This is a genomic window from Nocardia amamiensis (assembly GCF_015477605.1).
GTDB classification, from domain to species: Bacteria; Actinomycetota; Actinomycetes; order Mycobacteriales; family Mycobacteriaceae; genus Nocardia; species Nocardia amamiensis_A.
The window spans coordinates 73,707-96,856 of sequence record NZ_JADLQX010000007.1; the positions used below are offsets into that span (position 1 = coordinate 73,707).

The following is a 23,150-nucleotide window of genomic DNA, read 5'->3' on the forward strand; positions in this document are numbered from 1 at the left end:
GAGGAGATATCCATGGCACTCTCGATCGCCCACGTGACCGTCGATTGCGCGGATGCCGGTGCGCTCGCCGAATTCTGGGCGCGCCTGCTGGAGCAGCCGGTCGACCCGGATGCCACCGCGGAGTTCGCCACCGTGGGCCGGACGGCGGGCGCCACGCCGGTGCTGATGTTCATCCGCGTGCCGGACAAGAACCCGGGCAAGAACGTGATCCACCTGGACCTGCACGCAGCCGACCGCCGCGAACAGGTGCGGCGAGCGATCGACCTCGGCGCCGAGCACAGAGGCGATTTCGACATGTACGGCACGAAGTGGACGACATTGGCCGACCCGGAAGGCAATCTCTTCGACATCGGCGGCGAGTGAACCGGCGCAATGCCGGCAGCGGCCCGGCGCCGAACGCGGTACCGGGCCGTTGTCGCGGTCAGCCGATCAGGCCAGTTCGCGCTGCAGGTTGCCCAGCACCTCGGCCTGGATCTTCTTCAGGCCCAGCGGCGCGAAGATCCCCTCGAAGATGCCGGCGATGCCGCCCGCGCCCGTCCAGGTGGTGCGCAGCGTGACCCGCGCGCCCGAGCCCTCGGGGGTGACGGTCCAGGTGTTCACCATCGTCGAATTCGAATCACGTTCGGTGACAATCGAGTCCGATACCGAGACGACCGCGTGCACATTGCGCGTGCGCTTCTCGGTGGCCTGCAGCGTCCACTCCGCGACGGTGCCCGCTCCCTTACCGCCTTCGACCACCTTGTAGTCGCGGTAATGCGAGGAGAGAATGCGCGGACGCACCGAGTCGTAGTCGGCGATTGCCTCGAGTGCACGCTGCGGATCCGCCGCAACGACGATCGAACTGCTGGCGCTGACCTGTCCCACAATGAGCTCCTTGTCCGGGTGCTGTGTCTCGACCGCTCCCTATCCTGCCTCGCGTCCGTACGGGTTCGCCGTCCAGCCTCGCCTTGTTATGCTCCGGTTCATGGGTCATCCGCCGCAGTACGGCAACCAGCCGGGCCATCCGGGGCCGCAGTACGGCCCGCCGCCGGGCTATCCGCCGCACTGAATCGGACTAATGCCCCGGCGCGAACTGTCACGTCGAACGCACGGTATTCCCGATGCAACATTCGCGTGACTTTTCTCCCGGATCAATCATTTCTCGGTGGCTGTAGGTCACGGTGCGTACTAGCGTCGAGGGGTGGCAGTGAGTCTGTTGGGGAAGGCCGGACACGCACCGGCCACACGCGAATCAGGATTTGCCGCGCATCGAGCGGGCGTGGACCGCCTCTTGGCGAGTTACCGCGCGATACCCGAACACGCCAACATCCGGTTGGCCAAGAAGACCTCGAACCTTTTCCGCGCCAGGGCCGAGAACCACGCGCCCGGTCTGGACGTCTCCGGCCTGACCGAGGTCATCGCGGTGGACCCGGTCGCAAGGACCGCCGATGTCGCCGGCATGACCACCTACGAGGAGCTGGTGGCCGCCACCCTGCCGTACGGGCTGGCGCCGCTGGTCGTTCCGCAGCTCAAGACGATCACGCTGGGCGGAGCGGTCACCGGGCTCGGCATCGAGTCCACCTCGTTCCGCAGCGGTTTGCCGCACGAGTCGGTGCTGGAGATGGACGTGCTGACCGGAGCGGGTGAGATCATCACCGCGACGCCGGGGGGTGCGCACGCCGATCTGTTCCGCGGCTTCCCGAATTCCTACGGCACGCTGGGGTACACCGTCCGGCTGAAGATCGAGCTGGAGCAGGTGCAACCCTACGTCGCCCTGCGCCACGTGCGCTTTCGCGATCTGCGCGAGCTGGAGGCGACCCTCGCGACGATCGTGACGGACCGGACTTTCTCCGGCGAGCGGGTCGACTATCTGGACGGCGTCGTGTTCTCCGCCGAAGAGAGCTACCTGACACTGGGCCGCCAGACCGACGAGCCGGGCCCGACCAGCGATTACACCGGCATGGACATCTACTACCGGTCCATCCAGCACGACGCGGGCACGCCCAAACGCGACCGCCTCACCATCCACGACTATCTGTGGCGCTGGGACACCGACTGGTTCTGGTGCTCCCGCGCATTCGGCACACAGAACCCGAGGATCCGCCGGTTCTGGCCGAAACGCTACCGGCGCAGCAGCTTCTACTGGAAGCTGGTCGCGTTGGACCACAAATACCACATCGGCGACAAATTGGACGCCCGCAAGGGCAATCCGCCGCGTGAACGGGTGGTGCAGGACATCGAGGTACCGGTGGAGCGTACCGCCGACTTCGTGGAATGGTTTCTGCGCGAAATTCCGATCGAGCCGATCTGGCTGTGCCCGCTGCGATTGCGCGAAACCGGAGACGAGCACCAGGCGGGCGGCCGCACGTGGCCGCTGTATCCCCTGGAGCCGCGCCGAACCTACGTGAACGTCGGATTCTGGTCGGCCGTCCCCACTGCCCCTGGGCAGCAAGAAGGTGCGGCCAACCGCGCCATCGAGCGCACGGTGACCGAGTTCGACGGACATAAGTCGCTGTACTCGGATTCCTTCTACGACAAAGATGAGTTCGCCGCGCTTTACGGCGGCAGCACCTACACCGAACTCAAGAAACGCTACGACCCAGACCAGCGCTTGCTGGATTTGTATTCGAAGGCGGTGCAACGCAAATGACTACATTCCGGGACCGTTCCGATGTCTTCGCTGACCTCGGAACCAAGCTCAGCATTGCCGAGATCTTCGAGACCCTCGTCGAGGGCGACGTGCCGATCCGCCTGACGGCCTACGACGGCAGCGCGGCCGGACCGGAGGATTCGGAGTTCGCGCTGGACATCACGACACCGCGCGGCATCAACTACCTGGCGACGGCCCCTGGCGACCTGGGTATGGCCCGCGCCTACATCGCCGGTGACCTGACCGCCAGCGGCGTACACCCCGGCGATCCGTACGAACTCCTGCGGGCGATGGACGGGCTGAAGTTCCGTCGTCCGTCCGCGCTGGCCCTGGTGACCATCGCGCGCTCGCTCGGCTGGGAGCGGCTCAAGCCGGTCGCCCCGCCGCCGCAGGAAACATTGCCGCGCTGGCGCCGCATCGCCTTCGAGGGCCTGCTGCACTCCAAGGCCAGGGACGCCGAAGCCATCCACCACCACTACGACGTCTCGAATGCCTTCTACGAGTACGTGCTCGGACCGTCTATGACCTATACCTGCGCGGTCTACGGCGACGAGAACTGGTCGCTGGAGCAGGCGCAGGAGAACAAATACCGCCTTGTCTTCGAGAAATTGCGTTTGAAGGAAGGCGATCGGCTGCTCGACATCGGCTGCGGGTGGGGCGGCATGGTGCGCTACGCCGCCAAGCGCGGCGTCAAGGTCATCGGCGCGACGCTGTCGGCCGAGCAGGCGGACTGGGCGCAGCAGAAGATCGCCGAGGACGGCTTGACCGAACTGGCCGAGGTGCGCCACTCCGACTACCGCGACGTGCCCGAGGGTGAATTCGACGCGGTGTCCTCGATCGGTCTCACCGAGCACATCGGCGTGCACAACTACCCGTTCTACTTCGACTTCATCAAGAGCAAGCTGCGCGACGGCGGCCTGTTCCTGAACCACTGCATCACTCGCCCGGACAACACCCGCACCACCAAGGCGGGCGATTTCATCGACCGCTACGTGTTCCCCGACGGCGAACTGATCGGTTCCGGCCGGATCATCTCCGAGATCCAGAACATCGGACTCGAAGTGCTGCACGAGGAGAACCTGCGCGAGCACTACGCGCTCACCCTGCAGGAATGGTGCAAGAACCTGGTCGCCAACTGGGACGCTTGCGTCGCGGAAGTCGGCGAGGGCACCGCGAAGGTGTGGGGCTTGTACATGGCGGGCTGTCGGCTCGGCTTCCAGCGCAACGTGGTTCAGCTGCATCAGGTACTCGGCGTCAAACTGCCCGCCGACGGCGACTGGACTGTACCGCTGCGTCCGTGGTGGCAGCCGTAATCGGTTAAAAAGCCTGACTGCCCGCCTCCTCCAGGAGTTCGTCCAGGAACAGGGCGGGCAGTTCGGTGTCCGCGACTTGTCCCGACGCGGGCAGATCGGCGCGCAGCACGCGCAGGATGCCGACCACACCGGGACCCGCGTCCAGCAGCGGCCTGGTCCAGCCGAGCTCGGCGCAAGTGGCGACGGCGGGCAGCAGCAGGTTGGTGGCCTCGCCGACCCAACCTGAGGTGGCCAGGCATTCCGCGAGCAGCAGCGCGGCGTCCAGTTGCGCACGGGGACGGTGCTTGTCGAGCGTGTGACCGTACAACGCGCGGGCGCGGCGCACCGCCCGATCGTCGGAGCCGAGGCGGTGTTCGGCAAGCAGCGCGCGGATCACGGCCAGTTCCTCGGCCTCGGCGGCGAGCAGGGCCGCACCGGTCAGCCGGTGGCCCGCCTGCAGCGGCGTGTACTCGGCGATATCGGTGTAGCGGCGGTCCGCGGCATCCGGCGGCAGACCGAGCCGCAGCCGTTCGGCCCGGATGTGCGCGCTCAACCTGGGGAGACGATTGTCGACCGCGATGCGGGCGCCCTCGTCCAGCCGGGTGGCCGCGGTGTACAGGTCGCCCCGGACCGCCTTGACCCGTGCGCCGACGACGAACGTCGAGATCAGGAAGTCCACCGGGCCGATCCGGGTGACCAGCTCGTGACTCTCGTCCAGCAACGGGTCGGCGCTGCCCAGATCGCCTCGGCGGTAACTCAACTCGCCGAGCAACGCGGCGGCGACGCGCACCGCGTGCGAACGCGGACCCGAGCGCTCCCGCGCGGCCTCCCATGCCTGCTGGAAGCACCTGGTGGCGGTCGCGAGGTCGAGTTGCTCGTAGGCGGCGGCGCCCTGGCCGCACCGGCCGAAGACCATGCCGAGCGGATCCTTGGAACGCTCATGGTATTCCTCGGCCCATTCCTGGACCTTCCTGGCGCCCTCGAAATCGAACTCGCACAGCCGCACGAAGGTGGTGAGGTTCGCCGCGGTCGAGACCGTCCACGGCGGCAGTTCATCCGGATGTCGCAGACAGTCGGCGACCCGGTCCAGCACGCCTTCGGTCTGGTCGCGCGCGATCTGGTCCGCCGCAGCGAGTACCACGGCCTGGCAGCGCTGCACGCGCACGTCGTCGTCGCTGGATGAGCCGCGAGCCAGGATGTTCGACAGCCTGCCCAGCGCGTTGCGCGCCGCGCCGGACTGCTGCAGGTTGACATTCGCCCTCGCCACCGCCATGAGCAGCTTCGACCGGGAAGCCACCTGCTGCATCGGCAGCTTCGACACGCTGCCGAGCAGCGTGGCCAGACGGGAACCGTCGATCAGGTCCATGCCGCCGCTCTCCAGCAGGTCCAGCGCCATCTTCAGATCGGTCGCGGCCAGCGCGTGATCCACCGACTTACGCAGCAGCTGGTGCTCGGCGTACCACCGAGAAGCCTTGCGGTGCAATGCCTTAGATTTACCGGGGTGGACACGTTCGAGCCGGGTCCGCAAATGCTCGGCGAACAGCGGCTGCAGCCGGAACCAGTCCGGATCGTGCTCGATCCGCCGCAGGAACAGTTCGCGCTGTTCGGCCTGCTCGAGCAGCTGGTCGGCGTCCGCCTCATCGGACAGCGCCGCGGCGAGCGAGCCGCTCACCCGCTCGGTCACCGCGATCGACATCAGGAACTCGAGCATCCTCGGTTCCAGTGTGTCCAGCACGTTTTCGGCGAGGTATTCCCGGATGCCGTGGTCGCCCTCGGACAGCGTCGCGATCAGCTGTGCGGGGTCGGTGTTGCCGCGCAGCGACAGGCCGACCAGCTGGATGGCGGCGGGCCAGCCGTCGGTGGCCGTGTGGATCTCGGTGACCTGTTCGGGCGTGAGTGCGAACCCGTTGCGCTCCACCAGGATCTGCCTGGTCTCCGTCTCGGTCAGGCGCAGCGCGGCCGAGCCGATCTCGACCAGTTCGTCCTGCACGCGCATGCGGGCGGTCGGCAGTCCGGACTGCTCCCGGCTGGTCACCACGAATCGCAGATGGTGACAACCGTTGTCCAGCAGCGCCTCCATCGCGCGATGCGCGCCGGCGTCGGTGATCCGATGCCAGTCCTCGACGATCACCACGATCGTCTGGCCCGCGGCATGGATCTCATCGATGAGCGTGGGGATCACGAACGCGGCCGCGTCGGCGGGCCGCTCCTCCAGTACCTGCTCCAGGCCATTGCCGACGTCCGGACGCACGCGGCGGATCGCCTCGATCAGGTGGGCCAGAAACCAGATCTCGTTGTCGTCGTCGCGGTCGATGCCGATCCAGGCCACCGCGGCGTCGCTCTCGGCGAGTTCGGCGCGCCACTGCGCGGCCAGCGTGCTCTTGCCGAAGCCCGCGGGCCCGTGGATCACCGCCAGCCTGCGCCGTCCACCCGCACGCAGGATATCCAGCAGACGCGGCCGTGGCACCGGGGCGCGCGTGGGCGTCGGCGGACGGAATTTGGTTACCGCCGTTGGCGGCATCGTGATCGCCCCCGGTGTACCGGGGTGCTGCGAGACCGCGGGCCGCAGCGTCAGCGGCCAGCTGCGCCGCGGGGTGACCGCGGGTTGGGTACCGGTCCACACCGCGGTGGGATCGCCGACGTCGGTGGAGGCGGTCGGCTGAGGTTCGGGCGTGGTGTCCAGCAGCGCCATCTCGTCGGGCAACTGATCGTGGTCGCGCTGCACCATGCGCAGCATTTCGCCGAATTCGTACGCGGTGACCGGGCGATCGCGCGGATCTGGGGACATGGCATGTTCGATGACCGCGGCCACGTCCGGCGGAATGTCCTGTTCGCGCAGGTCGGGCACGGGCTGCGTGGTGATCCGCAGGAACTGGGCGACCACCCGCTCGCCCGCCTGCCGTTCGAAGGCCGCGTGCCCGGTGAGCAGCGCGAACAACGTCGAGCCGAGGCCGTAGATATCGGAGCGGACGGTCGGCTCGTCGCCCTTGAGCACCTCGGGCGCGGTGAACGCGGGTGAGCCGGTGATCATGCTGCTCGAGGTACGGAAACCGCCGGGAATGCGGGCGATGCCGAAATCGGTCAGCTGCGGTTCGCCGTAGCCGCTGAGCAGGACGTTGGCCGGTTTCACGTCCCGGTGCAGGATGTGGGCCCGGTGCGCGCTCTCGATCGCACCCGCCAGCTTCACCCCGGCGCGCAGCGAGTCCGACCAGGTCAGCGGGCCCTGATCCCGAATGAGCCGCTCCAGCGACCCGCGTGTGCAGTACGGCATGACGATCAGCGGCATACCGGTGGCGGTGACGTCCACCTGGAGGATGTCGACGATGTTCGGATGGCCGGACAGCCTGCCCATGGCTTGTTCTTCCCGCAGGAAGCGCTCCCGGCTCTCCGCATCGATCTCCGAGGAGAGCACCTTCACCGCGACCACCCGGTCCAGTGCGGTCTGGATGCACCGATAGACCACCCCGAACCCGCCGCGACCGATCTCCACCGCGCCGGACAGGCCCATCGCCTCCAGCTCGTCGCCGATGTCGATGGGCGCCTGACGCTGGGTATCCGATTCGGCCGCAGACGATTCCGAGCCCACCCGGCCCGAACGCGTCTGTGGATTCATGTGATCACCTCGATCCCACATCGAATCGGCGTCACCGGCGGCCAACTTCGCGCCGAAGCCGGACACCGCGGTGTCCGATATGTCTGCGCTTACTCCAACGTAGCGCGGCGGGAGACCACGCGGGAGGTGTTTCGGTACCGGATGGAGCGTGTCGCCGGCCCGGGCGTTTCGCGCCCGTCAGCGCTCGGCGACAGGCTCACGTTCTGGCGCTTTATCTTCTGTAGACGCCAATGGTTTGCCAGCCGACATCCCGGGCGCGCTCACCTCGTGCATGTCGTCTTGCCAGCGGCCCGCCCATGTCCGGACCTGCAAACGGGTACCCACGCAGGAGTCGGCCAATCGGGAGCCATCGAGAATCCGGCGAACACGCCGCGTGTACGACCGCGGTTTCGTTGAAGAAAAAACTATGCGTCGGGGAGCCGGTGTCAATACCCGAGGACAACCCCGCCGAGCGGCTGCGACTCGAACTCACCGGGACGGTAATGCCGGGACGAACCCCGGCGCGCGCAGCGACCTGGACCGCGGGCCGAACGACACGACCGATCCACTGGAAAGTCGGGTACATGCTCGGCGCGCCGGGCCCGGCCGACCGGCGCGCTCGCCGACTAGCCGACGGCCAACCCGATGACCTGGGTGACCTGATCACCGTCGAAATTGTTGTCGCTGACCAGCACAAGGGTTCGAGCCCCCGAAGGCAGGCGGGGACCCCAGGTCATGCCCTCGACATTGTCGACGGCGGAAAGCCCGACGTCGTCGAGGTCGACGACCAGCCGCTTGGCCACCGGACGCGCGGCGCCGACCGCAGCGTCGAGGATATTGGTCGCCACGCCGAGATCGGCCTCGAAGACACGGATCTTGTTGCCCACGCCCGGCACGAATGAACGTTCCAACACAAGAAGTTTGGCCGGATCCAGCGGATCGGCCAGGATCGAGGCGATCCCGGTTCCGCCGCGCCCCGGTTCCGGCCGCGACTCGGCGTGCACCGGCTCCATCGGATAGGCGAACTGGGCGAGCAGCTGTCCGGAGCGTGCCTGGACGGTGATCCGGGCGGTCGCGCCGCTGGTCGCGGTCGCCATCGGACCGTCCTGCAGCAGCGGCCCCTCCGTCGAGGTCAGGAACAGCGTGCCGCCCGCGGCGAAGGTCGCGCCCTCCAGCCCTTGGTTCTGCCTGGGGCCGGAGCCAGGGCGCATCCGTTCGTTGTCCGGTATCGGCAACTCGCCCGCATACGAGCCGTCGGGGTGGGCGATGCGCACCGACGGGTCCGCGAGGACGGTGTCGAGCCGTTCGCCCTCCTGCGTCCAGTAGTAGTCGCCGGTCCACGGATCTACCCGGATCTCCTCCGGATCCACCGAATTCGGCGCGTAGGCGGCGCCGGTCGCGGTCGACAGCGGACGCGTTCCGGTGAACGCCACCGGACCGACCCCGCGCTCACCGACCTCGATGCGCGCGGTGTAGTACCGCGCGGGATTCTTGTTCGACCGGTCGTCGCTGATCAGCACGTACTCGCCGGTGCGTTCGAGATAGTCGATCCCGGACAGCCCGCCCACCGTGGTGCCCTCGAAATCCAGATCGTTCGCGATCACCTGTTCCCCTAGCAGCCGCACCGATGGACTCGCCGCCGGATCGGCGGCGGCGATCGGCGCGGGCACGAGCGCGAGAGCACAACTGGCGATCAGGACGCGGTGACTACGTTTGGACACGGCTTGTAACTTATCCGCGCGAACGAAAGCCCGCCATCGCGGAAAGCGATGGCGGGCTTCGTCGTTCGTTTCGGCGCGGAGACTACTTACGCAGCGAGGCCGGAACCTCGAAGCGCTCGCCGTAAGTCTTGGCGAGGTAGTCGGCGCGGGCCACGAAGGCCTCCTGGCCGCCCGGGTAACCGACGATGAACTGGTGCACACCACCGGTCCAGGCCGGGAAGCCGATGCCGAAGATCGAGCCGATGTTGGCGTCGGCGGTCGAGGTCAGCACGCCCTCGTCGAAACACTTCTGGGTCTCGATCGCCTCCGCGAACAGCATGCGGTCGATCAGATCCTGCAGCGGGACGGTGAAGTCCGCCGTGGTCTTGAAGTGCTCGCGCAGGCCCGGCCACAGACCGGTGCGCTTGCCGCTCTCGTCGTACTCGTAGAAGCCCGCCTTCTCCAGGCGGCCCGGACGGCCCTCGGCCACCATGTAGTCGATGACGTCCTGCGCCGGGTGCCGCTTGGCGCCCATGGTGGTGTCGCCGGCCGCGGCGGCCTCCTGGGTCTCCTTGGCGATCTTCTGCATGAGCTTCATGTTCAGCTCGTCCGACAGCTGCAGCGGCGCGGCCGGGTAGCCCGCCTGCAGACCGGCCTGCTCGATCGTCGCGGGCTCGATGCCCTCGCTGAGCATGGCGATCGCCTCGTTGACGAAGGTGCCGATCACGCGCGAGGTGAAGAAGCCGCGGCTGTCGTTGACCACGATCGGGGTCTTCTTGATCGCGAGGGTGTAGTCGAACACCCGGGCCAGCGCCTCGTCCGAGGTCTTCTCACCCTTGATGATCTCCACCAGCGGCATCTTGTCGACCGGCGAGAAGAAGTGGATGCCGATGAAGTCCTCCTGGCGCTTCACGCCGGTCGCGAGACCGGTGATCGGCAGGGTGGAGGTGTTCGAGCCGAGCAGCGCGTCGGGGGTGACGATGTCCTCGATCTCCTGGAACACCTTGTGCTTCAGCTCGGTGTTCTCGAAGACGGCCTCGATGACGAAGTCGACGCCGGCGAAGTCGGCCGCGTCCGCGGTCGGCTTGATCCGGTCCAGCAGCGCCTTCGACTTCTCCTCCGTGGTCCTGCCGCGGGAGAGGGCCTTGGCCTCGATCTTCTCGGAGTAGTTCTTGCCGCGCTCGGCCGCCTCGATCGAGACGTCCTTCAGCACGACCTGGTAGCCGGCCTTGGCGGAGACGTAGGCGATGCCCGCGCCCATCATGCCCGCGCCGAGCACGCCGATCTTCTTGATCTCCTGCTTCGGCACGTCCTTCGGACGCGAACCGCCGTTGTTGATCGTCTGCAGGTCGAAGAAGAACGCCTGGATCATGTTCTTCGCGACCGGGCCGGTGAGCAGGTGCACGAAGTAGCGGGACTCGATCAGCGACGCGTTGTCGATGTCGACCTGCGAGCCCTCCACCGCGGCCGCCATGATGGCGCGCGGCGCGGGCATGTTCGCGCCCTTGATCTGCTTGCGCAGGTTGGCCGGGAACGCGGGCAGGTTCGCCGCGAAGGCGGGCGAGGACGGGGTGCCGCCGGGGATCTTGAAGCCCTTCTTGTCCCAGGGCTGCACGCCGCCCTCAGGGTTGGCCTTGATCCACGCCTTGGCCGCCGGGAGCAGCTCCTCGACCGAACCGACGAGCTCGTCGATCAGGCCGATCTCCTTGGCCTTGGCCGGCTTGTTGCGCTGGCCCTGCAGCAGCACCTGCATCAGGGCGTTCTGCAGGCCGAGCATGCGCACGGTGCGGATGACGCCGCCGCCCGCGGGCAGCAGGCCGAGGGTGGCCTCCGGCAGACCGATCTGCGAACCCGGCACGTCCGCCGCGATGCGGTGGTGGGTGGCCAGCGCGATCTCCAGGCCGCCGCCGAGCGCAGCGCCGTTGATGGCCGCGACGACCGGCTTGCCCAGCTGCTCCAGGCGCCGCAGCGCGCCCTTGATCTCGCCGAGCTCGTCCATCAGGGCCTGGGCGTCGTTCGGGCCGACCTTCATCATGTTCTTCAGGTCGCCGCCGGCGAAGAAGGTCTTCTTCGCGGAGGTGATGACAACACCGGTGATGTTGTCCTTCTCCGCCTCGAGCCGCTCGACCGTCGCGGTCATCGACTTCTTGTACAGCTCGTTCATCGTGTTGGCGCCCTGGTTCGGGTCGTCCATCGTCAGCACGACGATGCCGTCCGAATCCTGCTCCCAACCGATCATGTTGGTTTCGCTCACAGCTCTGTGTCTCCTGTGTCTAATTGCGGCGCTCGCGGGGCCCTGCGTGGTTACGCAAGCTGCCTCCTCCGGGCCTGACGCTCACGCCGCGTGAATTCTCAGCTGTCGGTTGGGAATCAGACCCGCTCGATGATGGTGGCCACGCCCATGCCGCCGCCGATGCACAGGGTGATCAGCGCGTACCGGCCGTTGCGGCGCTCCAGCTCGTCGACCATGGTGCCGGTGATCATCGCGCCGGTCGCACCCAGCGGGTGGCCCATGGCGATCGCGCCACCGTTGACGTTCAGCTTCTCGTCCGGGATGTTCAGGTCCTTCTGGAACTTCAGCACCACGGAGGCGAACGCCTCGTTGATCTCGACCAGGTCGATGTCGTCGAGGGTCAGGCCCGCCTTGGCCAGCACCTTCTTGGCGGCCGGGGTCGGACCGGTGAGCATGATGGTGGAGTCGGCGCCGCTGGTGGCGGTCGCGACGACGCGCGCACGCGGGGTCAGGCCGGAGGCCTTGCCCGCCTCCTCGGAGCCGATCAGCACGACCGCGGCGCCGTCGACGATGCCGGAGCTGTTGCCGCCGTGGTGCACGTGGTTGATCTTCTCGACGAAGTGGAACTTCTGCAGCGCCACCGCGTCGAAGCCGCCCATCTCACCGATCACGGCGAAGGACGGCTGCAGCTTGGCCAGGTCCTCGACGGTGGTGCCGGGACGCATGTGCTCGTCCTTGTCCAGCACGACGATGCCGTTCTGGTCCTTGACCGGGACGATCGACTTGGCGAAGTAGCCGCCGGTGGTGGCCTTGGCGGCCAGGTCCTGCGAGCGCACCGCGTAGGCGTCCACATCGTCGCGGGTGAAGCCCTCGATGGTGGCGATCAGGTCGGCGGACACGCCCTGCGGGACGAAGTAGGTGTCGTAGTTGGTGGCCGGGTCCATCGCCCAGGCGCCGCCGTCGGAGCCCATCGGCACGCGCGACATGGACTCGACGCCACCGGCCAGAACCAGGTCGTCGAAGCCGGAGCGGACCTTCTGGGCGGCCAAGTTGACCGCCTCGAGGCCGGAGGCGCAGAAGCGGTTGAGCTGGAAGCCGCCGACGGTGTCGGGCAGACCGGCCGCGGTGACCGCGGTGCGGGCGATGTCGGCGCCCTGGTCGCCGACCGGCATGACCACGCCGAGGATCAGGTCGGAGATCCGGTCCTCGTCGAGGTTCGGGAAGCGGCCGCGCAGCTCCTGGATCAGACCAACAGTCAAGTCGATCGGCTTGACCGAGTGCAGCGAGCCGTTCTTCTTGCCGCGGCCGCGCGGAGTGCGGATGGCCTCGTAAATGTAGGCCTCTGTGGTCATATCGGAGTGTTCCTTCCTTACGGTGCGGCGGCCGGACCTTCGTCCGTCCGAGCGCTGGTGTGCGGCGACACCGCGTCTGCGGCATGGCTGCGGCTGACCTCGCCGACCGGCCCTGTGGCCGACCGTTCCTAACGCTGTACAAAACCAGGTACGCAACAGCGGACGCACGTCCCGGTCGCCCGTACGCCTGGGCATACCATAGAACGTCGTCGTTCCGAAGCTCACGGCTACCCGTTCATACTACCGTGGTATGCGAACTCCGGTTAACTTAACGTCGTCGGAACAGTGGTTGTCAACCATCCAACCGTGTGGCACCCAGCTCACTCTTCAGCAATTCCAGGGCGACTTCGTCGGGGTCGCGCCGGTCGCCGGGCGCGACCGGATCGGCCGCGGCGGCCATCATCTCCTGCTCCTCCTCCGGCGTGGAGGCGGGGACAACCCCGTCATGGTCCCGGCCCCTGCTGGTCACGGCGCTGTTCCCGGGCGGCTCCGAGTCATGCGACGGGTAGTCCGCCGGGCCGGGGTCGTCGGGTAGGTCGGGGTAGTCGGGCGGCGGGATGTCGTCGTCGGCGAATTGCGGGCGCGGGTTCGCGCCGGCCGAGCGCGAACGGCCCGCATCGGCCGACCGGTCCGCGCCCGCGTTCCTGGACTGGCTCGGTCGCGAGAACCGCGGCGGCGCGGGTGCGTCCGGCGCGCGTCCTGGCGCGTCGCCCGATTCACGTGCCGCCGTCTGGTTGCCCGGTGTACGCGGGCGGTTCGCCGAGCCACCGGACCGGGGAGCGGCGGGGCGCGGCGGGGCGCCGCCCACTTCCCAGCGCACATCGTGATCGCGCCCGAGCACCGCGCGGACCGCCGACCGGACCGCCTCCAGATTCCGCGGATCGGACAACCGCTGCGCCAGTGGCGCGTGCTGATGCGCGAACACGATGACGTCGCCCTCGACCCGAGCGACCGACGCACCCGCGAGCATCGCTTGCACGGCCGCGCCGAACTCCCGCACCTTGGACCGGATCTCGCCCCAGGCGGCTTCCACCTCGCCCAGCAGGTCACTTCCCGCAGCGGCGGATGCCGGTTGCGCGGTTGCTTGCGGTGGCACGCCTGCGGGCTGAGCGTCGGCGGCACGAGACCCCCGCACATCGTCTCGGCCGGCACCGTGGCCGCCTTCGGCAACGTCGGAACGCGCACCGGCCGCCTCGGCGGTCCGCGCGGAAGCCGAATCCCCGGCAGCCGCGGGAGCCCGGGAGCCAGCTACCTCATCAGAGGAATCCCTGTGCGGAGCAGCCTGTTCCGAAACGGACGAACCGGATGGGCTTTGTCCCGCCGCACCGTGCGCGGGCCCGCCCGACTCGAACCTGCCTGCGGACGCGACGGTACCGGCGGGATCGCCCACCCCGGCCTGCGGAGCATGCGCGGCATCCGCCTGCGCGGCCGAGTTCGATCTGCCCGCCGACTCCGCACTGCTGGGCGACGCGCCACCCCGGCCGGATTCCGCGGCGCCGGTGGGCGCTTGCCGACCAGCGGATGCCGCCTCGGCAGCGCGCACGTCACCGCTGGGTACGGCGGTGACGGAACCGGACTCGCTGGAGGCCGAACGGTCCCGTGCCGCGTTGTCACCGACGGTCGCCGCGTGATCGGCGACTGCGGCTTCGGCGGCCGTACCGCCATCGGGCACCACATCGCCGGCACTCGCGGCACCGCGGGTCTGCGCCGCATCAACAGCGGATGGCACACCCGTCTCCGTGGCACCCGTCGAGCCGGATGCCCGAGCCGGGCCCGTAGCGGCACCCCCACGGTTCTCGCGGCGAATCGCGGCCAGCGCCTCCGCACCCCGGCGCCGCGGCGGTTCCGACGGCGAAACACCCGCCGGCCCGGGCTGGGACGGCGCGCCAGGCGCTGCCGAGGATGCGTCAGTCGCCGCACCGAAGGAACCGGCGGCCAACCCCCGCTCCAGCCGTTCCAGTCGCTGTAGCGTGGCGGACTCCCCATCGGACACCGAGGGCAGCAGCATGCGGGCGCAGACAACCTCGAGCAGCAGTCGCGGCGCCGTGGCGCCACGCATCTCGCCGAGCCCTTCGTGCAGCAGTTCGGCGTAACGCGTCAGCGTGGCCGGGCCGAGGCGCTCGGCTTGATCGCGCATCCGGTCGAGCACGTCGCCGGGGCCGGTGACCAGACCGCGCTCGGTGGCGTCGGGCACCGCGCGCAGCAGGATCAGATCGCGGAAACGGTCGAGCAGGTCGACGGCGAAACGGCGCGGATCGTGGCCCGCCTCCATCACCCGGTCCACCGTGCCGAACAACGCGGCTCCGTCGTCGGCGGCCAGTGCCTCGACGGCGTCATCGATCAGCGCCACGTCGGTGACGCCGAGCAGTGCGACCGCCCTGGCGTAGGTGACACCCTCGGAGCCCGCGCCCGCGAGCAGTTGGTCGAGGACGCTCAGGCTGTCGCGCGGGGAGCCGCCACCCGCGCGAATCACCAAGGGGTACACAGCTTCTTCGACCGGCACCTGCTCCTGCTCGCAGATCCGGCCGAGCAGGCCGCGCATGGTGGCCGGCGGCAGCAGCCGGAACGGATAGTGGTGCGTGCGCGAGCGGATGGTCGGCAGCACCTTGTCCGGCTCGGTGGTCGCGAAGATGAAGATCAGATGGGCCGGCGGTTCCTCGACGATCTTCAACAGCGCGTTGAAGCCCGCGGTGGTGACCATGTGCGCCTCGTCGACGATGAACACCCGGTACCTGGACTCGGCGGGCGCGTAGAAGGCGCGATCACGCAGCTCACGGGTGTCGTCGACGCCGCCGTGGCTCGCGGCGTCGAGTTCGATCACGTCCAGGTTGCCCGGACCGCCCGGACCCAGCGCCACACACGACGGACACACACCGCACGGCGTCGAGGTGGGGCCCTGCACGCAGTTCAGCGATCTGGCGAGAATGCGCGCCGAGGAGGTCTTGCCGCAGCCGCGTGGACCGGAGAACAGATAGGCATGACTGATCCGCCCGGTGTCGAGCGCGGTACTCAGCGGGTCGGTGACGTGCTCCTGACCCACCACCTCAGCGAACGTTGCCGGTCGGTACTTCCGGTACAGAGCCACGGCCAGAGGTTACCGGCGCACACCGACAAACGACATGCCCGCCCGGTACGACGGATTCCAGGCCGCGTGTGTGATCTATGTCACAACATGCCACGCGCCTTCTTCGGCGATCAACTGCGCCTTATCAGATGGCAATAATCTAGCAATCACAAATGCGCCACGGGGCAATACGGAAGTCGGTCGCCAGATCACCCCTCCTGACCACGAAAATATGGACGTGCACCCCGATTGACGCCGACTTTTCGGAGATAACGAATCCGTCACCATGAGTGACACAATGCAATCCGCTGGCTAACGTGGCTGTCGGCAACTTCGGTAGCCAAACCTTCATCAGGTTGGTGACCCCGGCCGGTCCCTCATCCCGACCGGGGCACAACCAAAAGCTCGGCCCACGGGTGACCAGCGCCAATTCCCACACTTCCACCGGAGGAACTTCCACCGTGCCGTCGTGTGACGACATCGCGGCAGCCTGGCTGTCCAGCACCGATTTCGCCGGCGACCGCTCCGCCGTAGCTCTGTTGAGTCGCGCGATCAGCCCGCAGGATTTCGCGATCAAGCGTGATTCGCTGCCGGTGACCGCGGCGGCCGATCCGGCCACTTCCGCCGCCATCCTGGAACTCCTCGAACGCGGCCAGGTCCCCACCATGGCCGCGATCCGCACCCTGACGGCGCAGAACGAGATGCGCCGCGAGGCCGAACGCATCGAACGCCTCGGCCGTCGCGCGCAACGCAGCATCGACGACTTCGGAAGGGCGCTCGCCAAACTCGCCGACGCGCACTGGACCACGTACGGATACGGACCCACCCGCCGCGACGTGCTGTGCAGCGAGCAGATCATGACACTGATCCGCACTCGCGTCGGCGATATCGCACCCTCGGCGGTCAAGCATCTGTGGCTGATCGAACGGGCACAGCGCGCCGGCTGGATCGCCTCCAACGCCAACCCCCGATCGCTCTGTGCCGCACGGCGTTTCTACGCCGCCCAGTACGGCAATCGAGTATCGCTGCGGCCGGTGAACACCATCGGCACCGCCATCGCGACCTACCTCGCCGACTATCTGGCCGAGCACGGCCGCGCGCCGCGGTGGTCGGTGGTCGCACAGGAGTTGCGGGACGACCGCGGCCGCCGGATTTTCCACAACACCGCCGATGCCCGTGCCCAGCAGCTCTGGCTGACCACCGCGGAGTGGGTCGCCATGCGTGACGATCTCCCCGTGCCAGGACGCAGAGGCCTGCGGGCGATCCGCAAATCCCGCGGCTGACCTCAGGCTCGTCCGGCGGCCTCGACAACGATTGGTTAGCGGCGTTACCCTAACGCCGTTAACCTACCGAGGAGAAGCCGCGATGCTGACCCGGATAGCCAGACTCATTACCCGCTCCCCGCGCGTCGTGCTCGCGACGGCGTTCGCCCTTGCCGTGCTGTTCGGCGTCTTCGGTGCGACCGCGGCCACCCATTTGAAGTCCGGCGGGTTCACCTCCGACGACGCCGAATCCGCCCGGGTCACCCAGCTCATCGCCGACAATTTCGGCGGCGCCGCACCCAACTTCGTGCTGCTGGTCAGCTCGGAGGCAGGCGCCGACGATCCGGCCGCCAAAGCGACAGGCATCGGACTGGTGGACGCGCTGAAGGCGCGCTCGGGTGTGCAGGGCGTCCAGTCCTACTGGACCGCACCGCCGCCGTTGGCGAACGCGCTGCGGAGCACCGACGGCAAGAAAGCACTGGTCGTCGCCTTCCTGGACGGCGACGAAACCCAGATTCAGCAGACCGCGGGCGAATTGGAGAAGCAGTTCGCCGCGGACTCGGGTGGCGTCACGGTCCGCCTCGGCGGTATCGCGGCGATCTATCACGACGTGACCGAGCAGACCACCCGAGATCTCGCCCTCGCCGAGGGCGTCGCGGTGCCGCTGTCGATGATCGTGCTGATCCTGGTGTTCGGCAGCCTGGTCGCCGCGGCTCTGCCGCTGGCCATCGGCGTGTTCGCCATCCTCGCCACACTGGCGATCCTGCGGCTGTTCACGCTGTTCACCGACGTCTCGATCTATGCGCTCAACATGACGACGGCAATGGGCCTGGCGCTGGCCATCGACGCCAGCCTGTTCATCGTCAGCCGCTTCCGCGAGGAACTCGGCAACGGCCTCGACACGACCGCGGCCACCATCCGGTCCGTACAGACCGCCGGACGCACCGTGCTGTTCTCGGCGCTGACCGTGGCGCTCTCGATGGCCGTGCTGAGCGTGTTCGACCTGTACTTCCTGAAGTCCTTCGCCTACGCGGGCGTCGCGGTCGTCGTCGCGGCGGCGGCCGCCTCGATCGTGGTCCTGCCCGCCGCGCTGGTGTTGCTCGGCCCCCGGGTGAATTCCCTCGATCTGCGGGTTCCGCTGCGGCGCTTGTTCCGCCGCGGCGCTCCCGCGCCCGGCCCGCGGGCCCCGGAGGACACCGGCTGGTATCGCATGGTCAGCTGGGTGATGCGGCACGCGGCGCCGGTCGCGATCGTCATCATCGCCGTGCTGCTTGCGCTCGGCGCTCCGTTCCTCTCGGTCATGTTCGGTTACCCCGACGACCGGGTGCTGCCGACCAGCGCCTCCAGTCGCCAGGTCGGCGACGCACTGCGGACCCAGTTCCCGCAGGCCGACCCGGTCGCCAATACCACGATCGTGCTGGACGGATACCGCGGCGACACCGCCGCGATCGGCACGTATGCCGCCGAGCTGTCTCGGGTCGACGGCGTTCCGGGCGTGCTGTCCAGCGCCGGGACCTACGTGTCCGGGGCCCGCTTGGCCCCGCCTCCACCCGGCATGGCCAACGACACCGGGACATATCTGAGCGTCGCGACCAAGCTCGATCCCTTCTCGCCGGCCGGTGACCGGCAGCTGCAAGAGATCCGGGCGATCCCCGCGCCGGGCCCCGCGCTCTACGGCGGCGCGGCCGCGGCCAACGCCGACTCGCTGCACGCACTGGCCGCCCGGCTGCCGCTCGCCCTCGCGCTGATCGCCCTGACCACGTTCATCGTGCTGTTCCTGTTCACCGGCAGCGTGGTGCTGCCGATCAAAGCCCTTGTTTTGAACACTCTTTCGCTGGCAGCGGCGTTCGGCGCGATGGTGTGGGTGTTCCAGGAGGGCCATCTGTCCTGGCTGCTCGGCTTCACTCCGGTCGGCTATCTTGTGCCGACCATGCCGATCCTGATGTTCTGCCTGGCCTTCGGCCTCTCGATGGACTACGAGGTGTTCCTGCTGTCGCGGGTGCGCGAGGAATGGCTGGCCACGCACGACAACACGCGCGCCGTCGCCATCGGCGTGGCACGCACGGGCCGGATCTTCACCGCGGCCGCCGTTCTGATGGCGATCGTGCTCGGCGCCCTGGTGACCTCCAAGGTGTCGTTCATGCAATTGCTCGGCCTCGGCCTGACGCTGACCGTGCTCGCCGACGCCACGATCATCCGCGGCCTGCTCGCGCCCGCACTCATGCGGCTGCTCGGCAGGGCGAACTGGTGGGCGCCCGAACCCTTGGCGCGCCTGCACGCCAAGATCGGGCTGACCGAGGGTGAGGAGATCGCCGCGTCCCGCACGCTGGAAACCGCGGGACGGGCATGATCGGTGGCCGACGTCCGCGATCGCCGCGCGGTTCCGGAGCCCAGCTGCGCGAGGAGATCCTGCGCGCCACCGCCGAACTGCTCGCCAGGACCGGCCATGCCGACGCCGTCTCGATCCGGGCGGTGAGCAAGCTGGTCGGGGTGAGCGCGCCGTCCATCTATCGGCACTTCGCGGACAAGGACGAGCTCATCGAGGCCGTCGTGGCCCAGGTCTTCGAGGACCTGGCCGAGGCGATGCGGGCGGCCACCGATCCAACGACCTCACCGGTGACCCAGCTGCGCGACCAAGGTATGGCCTACGTCCGTTTCGCTCTGGCCCATCCCGAGCAGTACCGGCTGGCGACCGCACCCGCCGAAACCTCGGGCGCGGTGGACCAAGTCCTCACCAGCGGAGCGTTCCAGCATTTCGCGGCCACCGTACGCAAGTGCATGGACGACGGAACGATGGCGAGCCGCGACCCGCTGCCCGTCGTGCTGGAGCTCTGGTCGGTTGCCCACGGCATCGCCTCGCTACTGATCGCCAAACCTTTCCTGCCCTGGGGCGACGCGGAAGCGGTCGCGTCGCGCGTGATGAGTGCCGCGTGCATCGGCTACAGCGTGTTCGACCTGGTCGGCGCGGATCCACCCACACCGGACGCGGTCACCGCCTGGGTACAGCGCCTTCGCCAGGATCCGATCCCGGACTGACCGAACCTCCGGTGCTCCAGCCCGCGCAGGTGTTCGGGCCGCAGGCCGTTGTACTGCGACGGGATCAGCTCACCGAGTTCGCCGACGCGGTGAACGTATTGCACTGTGCCGCGCGATTCTTGTCCAGCCCCGTCTCGAACCACTGCCCGCCGTTCTCGGACGAACCGTGGTCGCGCATGTCCCCCGCCTGGTCGCCACGGCCGTAGGCGTCCTTGCGCGCGAGGGTGAGCTGCGAATCGGTCAGCGAGCCGCCCTCCGACGAGGACGAGAGGTACATGCCGTCGAAGCAGTTGGCCTGCAACTCGACTCGGCGCGACAATTCCAGCCCCTTGGCGCTGCGGGGCCCCACGTCGGCGCGTTCGCTGTTGGCCCGGCGCAGGATTCCCGACATCGCCTGCACGTGATGTCCGTACTCGTGTGCGAAGACCGACAGGTAGACCACCCAGTTGTCCTTGAAGTAGTCGGTCTGCAGCTGGCTGATCGGCATGTAGATGGTCTTGTTCGCCGGGCAGTAGAACGCGGCGAAATTGCTGGTCGAGCCGGTGCACGGCGTGGTGATGCCGGACGTGGTGGCGCTGACGTTCAGCGTGGGCGGCTGGAACGGCAGATTCGCCTTGCGCAGCACCGGCTTCCACGCCGCCTCCAGGCACGACGCGGCGCTTTCGAAGAACTTGCGCGCCGCGTCCACCTCGGTGCTCCACGGGGAGTAAGTGCACCGCGCCGGGAGCAGTGTCGCGTTGGGGTCGGTCAGCAGCGGGTTGTCGCCGGTCTCCGAGGGTCCGGTCGAGCCATCCGGCTGGGAGTCGAAGGTGAAGCTGGGCTGGGGGCCCGACGCGTCGCTGTCGCCGCGTCCGACGGTGATCGCGTTGCGCACCAGTCCGCCCGCGACCAGGAACACGATCACGACCAGCAGCACCACCCAGCCGCCACCACCGCGTTTGCGCGGCGGCGGATAGGGCGGACGTCCAGGCGGACCATAGGGCATCGGCGGCGGAACTTGCGGGCGATGACCCGGCGCACCGAAGGTGGGCGGTTGGCCATATCCGGGCGGCGGGGCGTATCCCGGCGGCGGGGCGTATCCCGGCGGCGGCGCGTATCCCGGCGGAGCGCCGTGACCCGGCGGCGGGGCATATCCCGGCGGAGCGCCGTAAGCAGGAGGCGGGCCGTAACCCGGCTGCGAGCCCACGGGCGCACCGTAGCCGGGCTGCGGCGGAACCGGGCGCCCGCCATGCGGGACCGGCCCGTGTCCGTACGGTGGTTGTGTCACGCCCCCGAACCCCTCGTCTCAGTGTTAGCCGACAGCCGCTGACGCAGAATAGCAAGCTGTCTAGAGTAGGCAGCCATGCTGACTTTTCGGGGGGCCGCCGTAGGCGCGCTACTACTCGCCTCCGCGGGATTGCTGGCGTCGGCCCCGGTGGCCCACACGGAGCCCGCACCGAGCGGTGTGACCATCACCGCCGATCTGAAGCTCAACCGCGAGGGCGTCCTCGAGGTGGTCGAGCAGGTGGCGGTGCCGCCGGACGGCTCGTTCCGGATGTCACTTCCGCTGCGGCTGAAGGTGAGTGACGACGCCGAGCGCGTTTTCCAGGTCACCGACGTGGATACCGAAGGCGCCGGCACCGCGACGGTGGCGAACGACCAGTTCACCATCGAGGCGAAGCCCGGCGAATCCACCTTCAAGTACTCGGTGCGGAACACGGTCAGCGACGCGCCGGGCACCCAGGTGTTCCGCTGGCTCGGCGTGCTCAACGCCGATATCGCCGCGATCAGCGCGACGCTGATCAGCCCCAGCTTCGAAATGGGCATCGTCGACTGCAAACTCGGCCCGCCCGGCAACACCCGGCCGTGCGCCGACGTCAAGGTCGAAGCCGACGGAGTGCTCTTCTTGGAGCAGACCGACCTGCACAAGGGCGACGCGATCGATCTGACCCTGCAGCTGCCGCCCGGCACCGTGCCGAGTAACGCCGACGTCCGCGACAGCGGCGCCGCGGGGCCCTTCTCCATCACTGCCCCGGTGCTCGTGGCGTTCGGCGTCCTGCTGCTCGCTCTGGCAGGCCTGGCCGCGTTCGTGCTGCGCGCCCGTCGTCAGGACGCCGCCGCGGGCAGCGGTTCGGAGACGATCGAGCCGTTGCTGCGCGAGAGCGATCGCGTGCAGTTCACCTCGCCCGACGGCGTGCTGCCCGGCGAGGCGGGCCTGCTGCTGGACGGGCATGTCGACCCCATCGACATCGCCGCCACCGTGGTGGATCTCGCGGTGCGCCGGTACATCCGGCTCGCTCCGCTCAGCGACCGGGACTGGCGGATCACCCGCGTGAACGCCCCCGACGACCAGCTGCGCGACTACGAGAAGGCGGTCTACCAAGCGCTGCTGCCCGCGGGCAGCGACGCGGTGACGCTCGCCGAGCTGCGCGCGCCGGGCCGTGTCGCCGCTGGACCGGTACGCACCGCGCTGGTCGCCGACGCCGTCGCTCGCGGCAACTTCCTGGATCGCCGCCGCCCGGGCCCCGCGGTGTGGGTCGGCGGTGCGCTGGTCGTCGCGGGTATCGCCGCAACCGTCGCGCTCGCCCTGACCGCCGGGCACGCCCTGGTCGGCGTCGCCATCGCCCTCGGCGGCGTCGCGACCTTGCTGCTGCCGAAGTATCTGCCGGTCCGCACGGCTCGCGGATTGGAGCTCACCCGGCAGATCCGCGCGCTGCAACGCGGGTTGGAAGCGACGCGGCGCGAACAGATCCCGCCGATCGACCAGGAGACGGTGTTCTCCCGCGCCCTGCCGTTCACCGTGATCGGCGGGCGCGTCGACAACTGGATCCGCGTCTTCCGCGACCTCGATCCGTCGGCCGACGCGCAACCCGGCCTGTACTGGTTCGCCGGCTTCGAGCGCGAGCGCAACCTCCAACGCTTCGCAAGCCACTTCCCGTTCTTCATCACCGCGCTGGAAGGGCTGTTCGCGAGCGCGGGCGATCCGCACCGCTAGCGCTTGGCGAGCACAC

Annotated in this window: 14 protein-coding genes; 7 read left to right on the plus strand and 7 right to left on the minus strand. The window is 68.6% G+C overall.

The window, feature by feature from the left end:
• Positions 1-12: 12 nt before the first annotated feature.
• A complete protein-coding gene (locus IU459_RS11540; RefSeq protein ID WP_195129488.1) occupies positions 13-363 on the plus strand; it encodes a VOC family protein in 351 nt (116 codons plus the stop codon).
• 66 nt (positions 364-429) lie between these two features.
• On the opposite strand, the gene IU459_RS11545 is transcribed toward IU459_RS11540, so the two are convergent.
• Positions 430-864: an SRPBCC family protein gene (locus tag IU459_RS11545; protein WP_195129489.1), complete on the minus strand. Its 435-nt coding sequence runs from the start codon at positions 862-864 to the stop codon at positions 430-432.
• A 322-nt stretch (positions 865-1,186) separates the two neighbouring features.
• Between IU459_RS11545 and IU459_RS11550 the strand changes: the two genes are divergently transcribed.
• Positions 1,187-2,629, plus strand: coding sequence for an FAD-binding oxidoreductase (locus tag IU459_RS11550; RefSeq protein WP_195129699.1), 1,443 nt, complete (start codon positions 1,187-1,189; stop codon positions 2,627-2,629).
• Entirely contained in the window at positions 2,626-3,942 is a 1,317-nt protein-coding gene (locus tag IU459_RS11555) for a class I SAM-dependent methyltransferase (RefSeq protein ID WP_195129490.1), read from the plus strand. The genes IU459_RS11550 and IU459_RS11555 overlap by 4 nt, the downstream gene beginning before the upstream one ends.
• A gap of 4 nt (positions 3,943-3,946) precedes the next feature.
• On the opposite strand, the gene IU459_RS11560 is transcribed toward IU459_RS11555, so the two are convergent.
• The 5 genes from IU459_RS11560 to IU459_RS11580 form a co-directional block, all read right to left on the minus strand.
• The gene (locus IU459_RS11560; RefSeq protein ID WP_195129491.1) at positions 3,947-7,534 is read right to left on the minus strand and encodes a serine/threonine-protein kinase; all 3,588 of its coding nucleotides are present in this window, start codon (positions 7,532-7,534) and stop codon (positions 3,947-3,949) included.
• A gap of 605 nt (positions 7,535-8,139) precedes the next feature.
• Complete coding sequence (locus IU459_RS11565; protein WP_195129492.1) at positions 8,140-9,234, minus strand: esterase-like activity of phytase family protein; 1,095 nt, start codon at positions 9,232-9,234, stop codon at positions 8,140-8,142.
• Between the two features lie 82 nt (positions 9,235-9,316).
• On the minus strand, positions 9,317-11,467 hold the full coding sequence (locus tag IU459_RS11570) for a 3-hydroxyacyl-CoA dehydrogenase NAD-binding domain-containing protein (RefSeq protein ID WP_324198837.1): 2,151 nt from the start codon (positions 11,465-11,467) through the stop codon (positions 9,317-9,319).
• A gap of 116 nt (positions 11,468-11,583) precedes the next feature.
• Entirely contained in the window at positions 11,584-12,798 is a 1,215-nt protein-coding gene (locus IU459_RS11575) for an acetyl-CoA C-acetyltransferase (protein ID WP_195129493.1), read from the minus strand.
• 292 nt (positions 12,799-13,090) lie between these two features.
• Complete coding sequence (locus IU459_RS11580; RefSeq protein ID WP_195129494.1) at positions 13,091-15,883, minus strand: DNA polymerase III subunit gamma and tau; 2,793 nt, start codon at positions 15,881-15,883, stop codon at positions 13,091-13,093.
• 440 nt (positions 15,884-16,323) lie between these two features.
• Between IU459_RS11580 and IU459_RS11585 the strand changes: the two genes are divergently transcribed.
• The 3 genes from IU459_RS11585 to IU459_RS11595 all read left to right on the plus strand — a co-directional run bounded on the left by IU459_RS11585 (position 16,324) and on the right by IU459_RS11595 (position 20,160).
• On the plus strand, positions 16,324-17,145 hold the full coding sequence (locus IU459_RS11585) for a hypothetical protein (protein ID WP_195129495.1): 822 nt from the start codon (positions 16,324-16,326) through the stop codon (positions 17,143-17,145).
• Positions 17,146-17,227: 82 nt separating this feature from the next.
• Positions 17,228-19,474 (plus strand): MMPL family transporter, encoded by a 2,247-nt coding sequence (locus IU459_RS11590; RefSeq protein ID WP_195129496.1) that lies wholly within the window; start codon positions 17,228-17,230, stop codon positions 19,472-19,474.
• Positions 19,471-20,160 carry a TetR/AcrR family transcriptional regulator gene (locus IU459_RS11595; RefSeq protein WP_195129497.1) on the plus strand — a complete coding sequence of 230 codons (690 nt, stop codon included), beginning with the start codon at positions 19,471-19,473 and terminating at the stop codon, positions 20,158-20,160. The genes IU459_RS11590 and IU459_RS11595 overlap by 4 nt, the downstream gene beginning before the upstream one ends.
• Before the next feature lie 64 nt (positions 20,161-20,224).
• Here the strand turns inward: IU459_RS11595 and IU459_RS11600 are convergent, their stop codons facing one another.
• Positions 20,225-21,346, minus strand: coding sequence for a neutral zinc metallopeptidase (locus tag IU459_RS11600; RefSeq protein WP_324198838.1), 1,122 nt, complete (start codon positions 21,344-21,346; stop codon positions 20,225-20,227).
• Positions 21,347-21,502: 156 nt separating this feature from the next.
• Between IU459_RS11600 and IU459_RS11605 the strand changes: the two genes are divergently transcribed.
• On the plus strand, positions 21,503-23,134 hold the full coding sequence (locus tag IU459_RS11605; protein WP_195129498.1) for a DUF2207 family protein: 1,632 nt from the start codon (positions 21,503-21,505) through the stop codon (positions 23,132-23,134).
• Positions 23,135-23,150: the final 16 nt, after the last annotated feature.

Coding starts and splice junctions, on each gene's coding strand:
- IU459_RS11540 (WP_195129488.1), top strand. CDS start 13: ATGGCACTCTCGATCGCCCACGTGACCGTCGATTGCGCGGATGCCGGT.
- IU459_RS11555 (WP_195129490.1), top strand. CDS start 2,626: ATGACTACATTCCGGGACCGTTCCGATGTCTTCGCTGACCTCGGAACC.
- IU459_RS11560 (WP_195129491.1), bottom strand. CDS start 7,534: ATGAATCCACAGACGCGTTCGGGCCGGGTGGGCTCGGAATCGTCTGCG.
- IU459_RS11575 (WP_195129493.1), bottom strand. CDS start 12,798: ATGACCACAGAGGCCTACATTTACGAGGCCATCCGCACTCCGCGCGGC.
- IU459_RS11590 (WP_195129496.1), top strand. CDS start 17,228: ATGCTGACCCGGATAGCCAGACTCATTACCCGCTCCCCGCGCGTCGTG.
- IU459_RS11595 (WP_195129497.1), top strand. CDS start 19,471: ATGATCGGTGGCCGACGTCCGCGATCGCCGCGCGGTTCCGGAGCCCAG.
- IU459_RS11605 (WP_195129498.1), top strand. CDS start 21,503: ATGCTGACTTTTCGGGGGGCCGCCGTAGGCGCGCTACTACTCGCCTCC.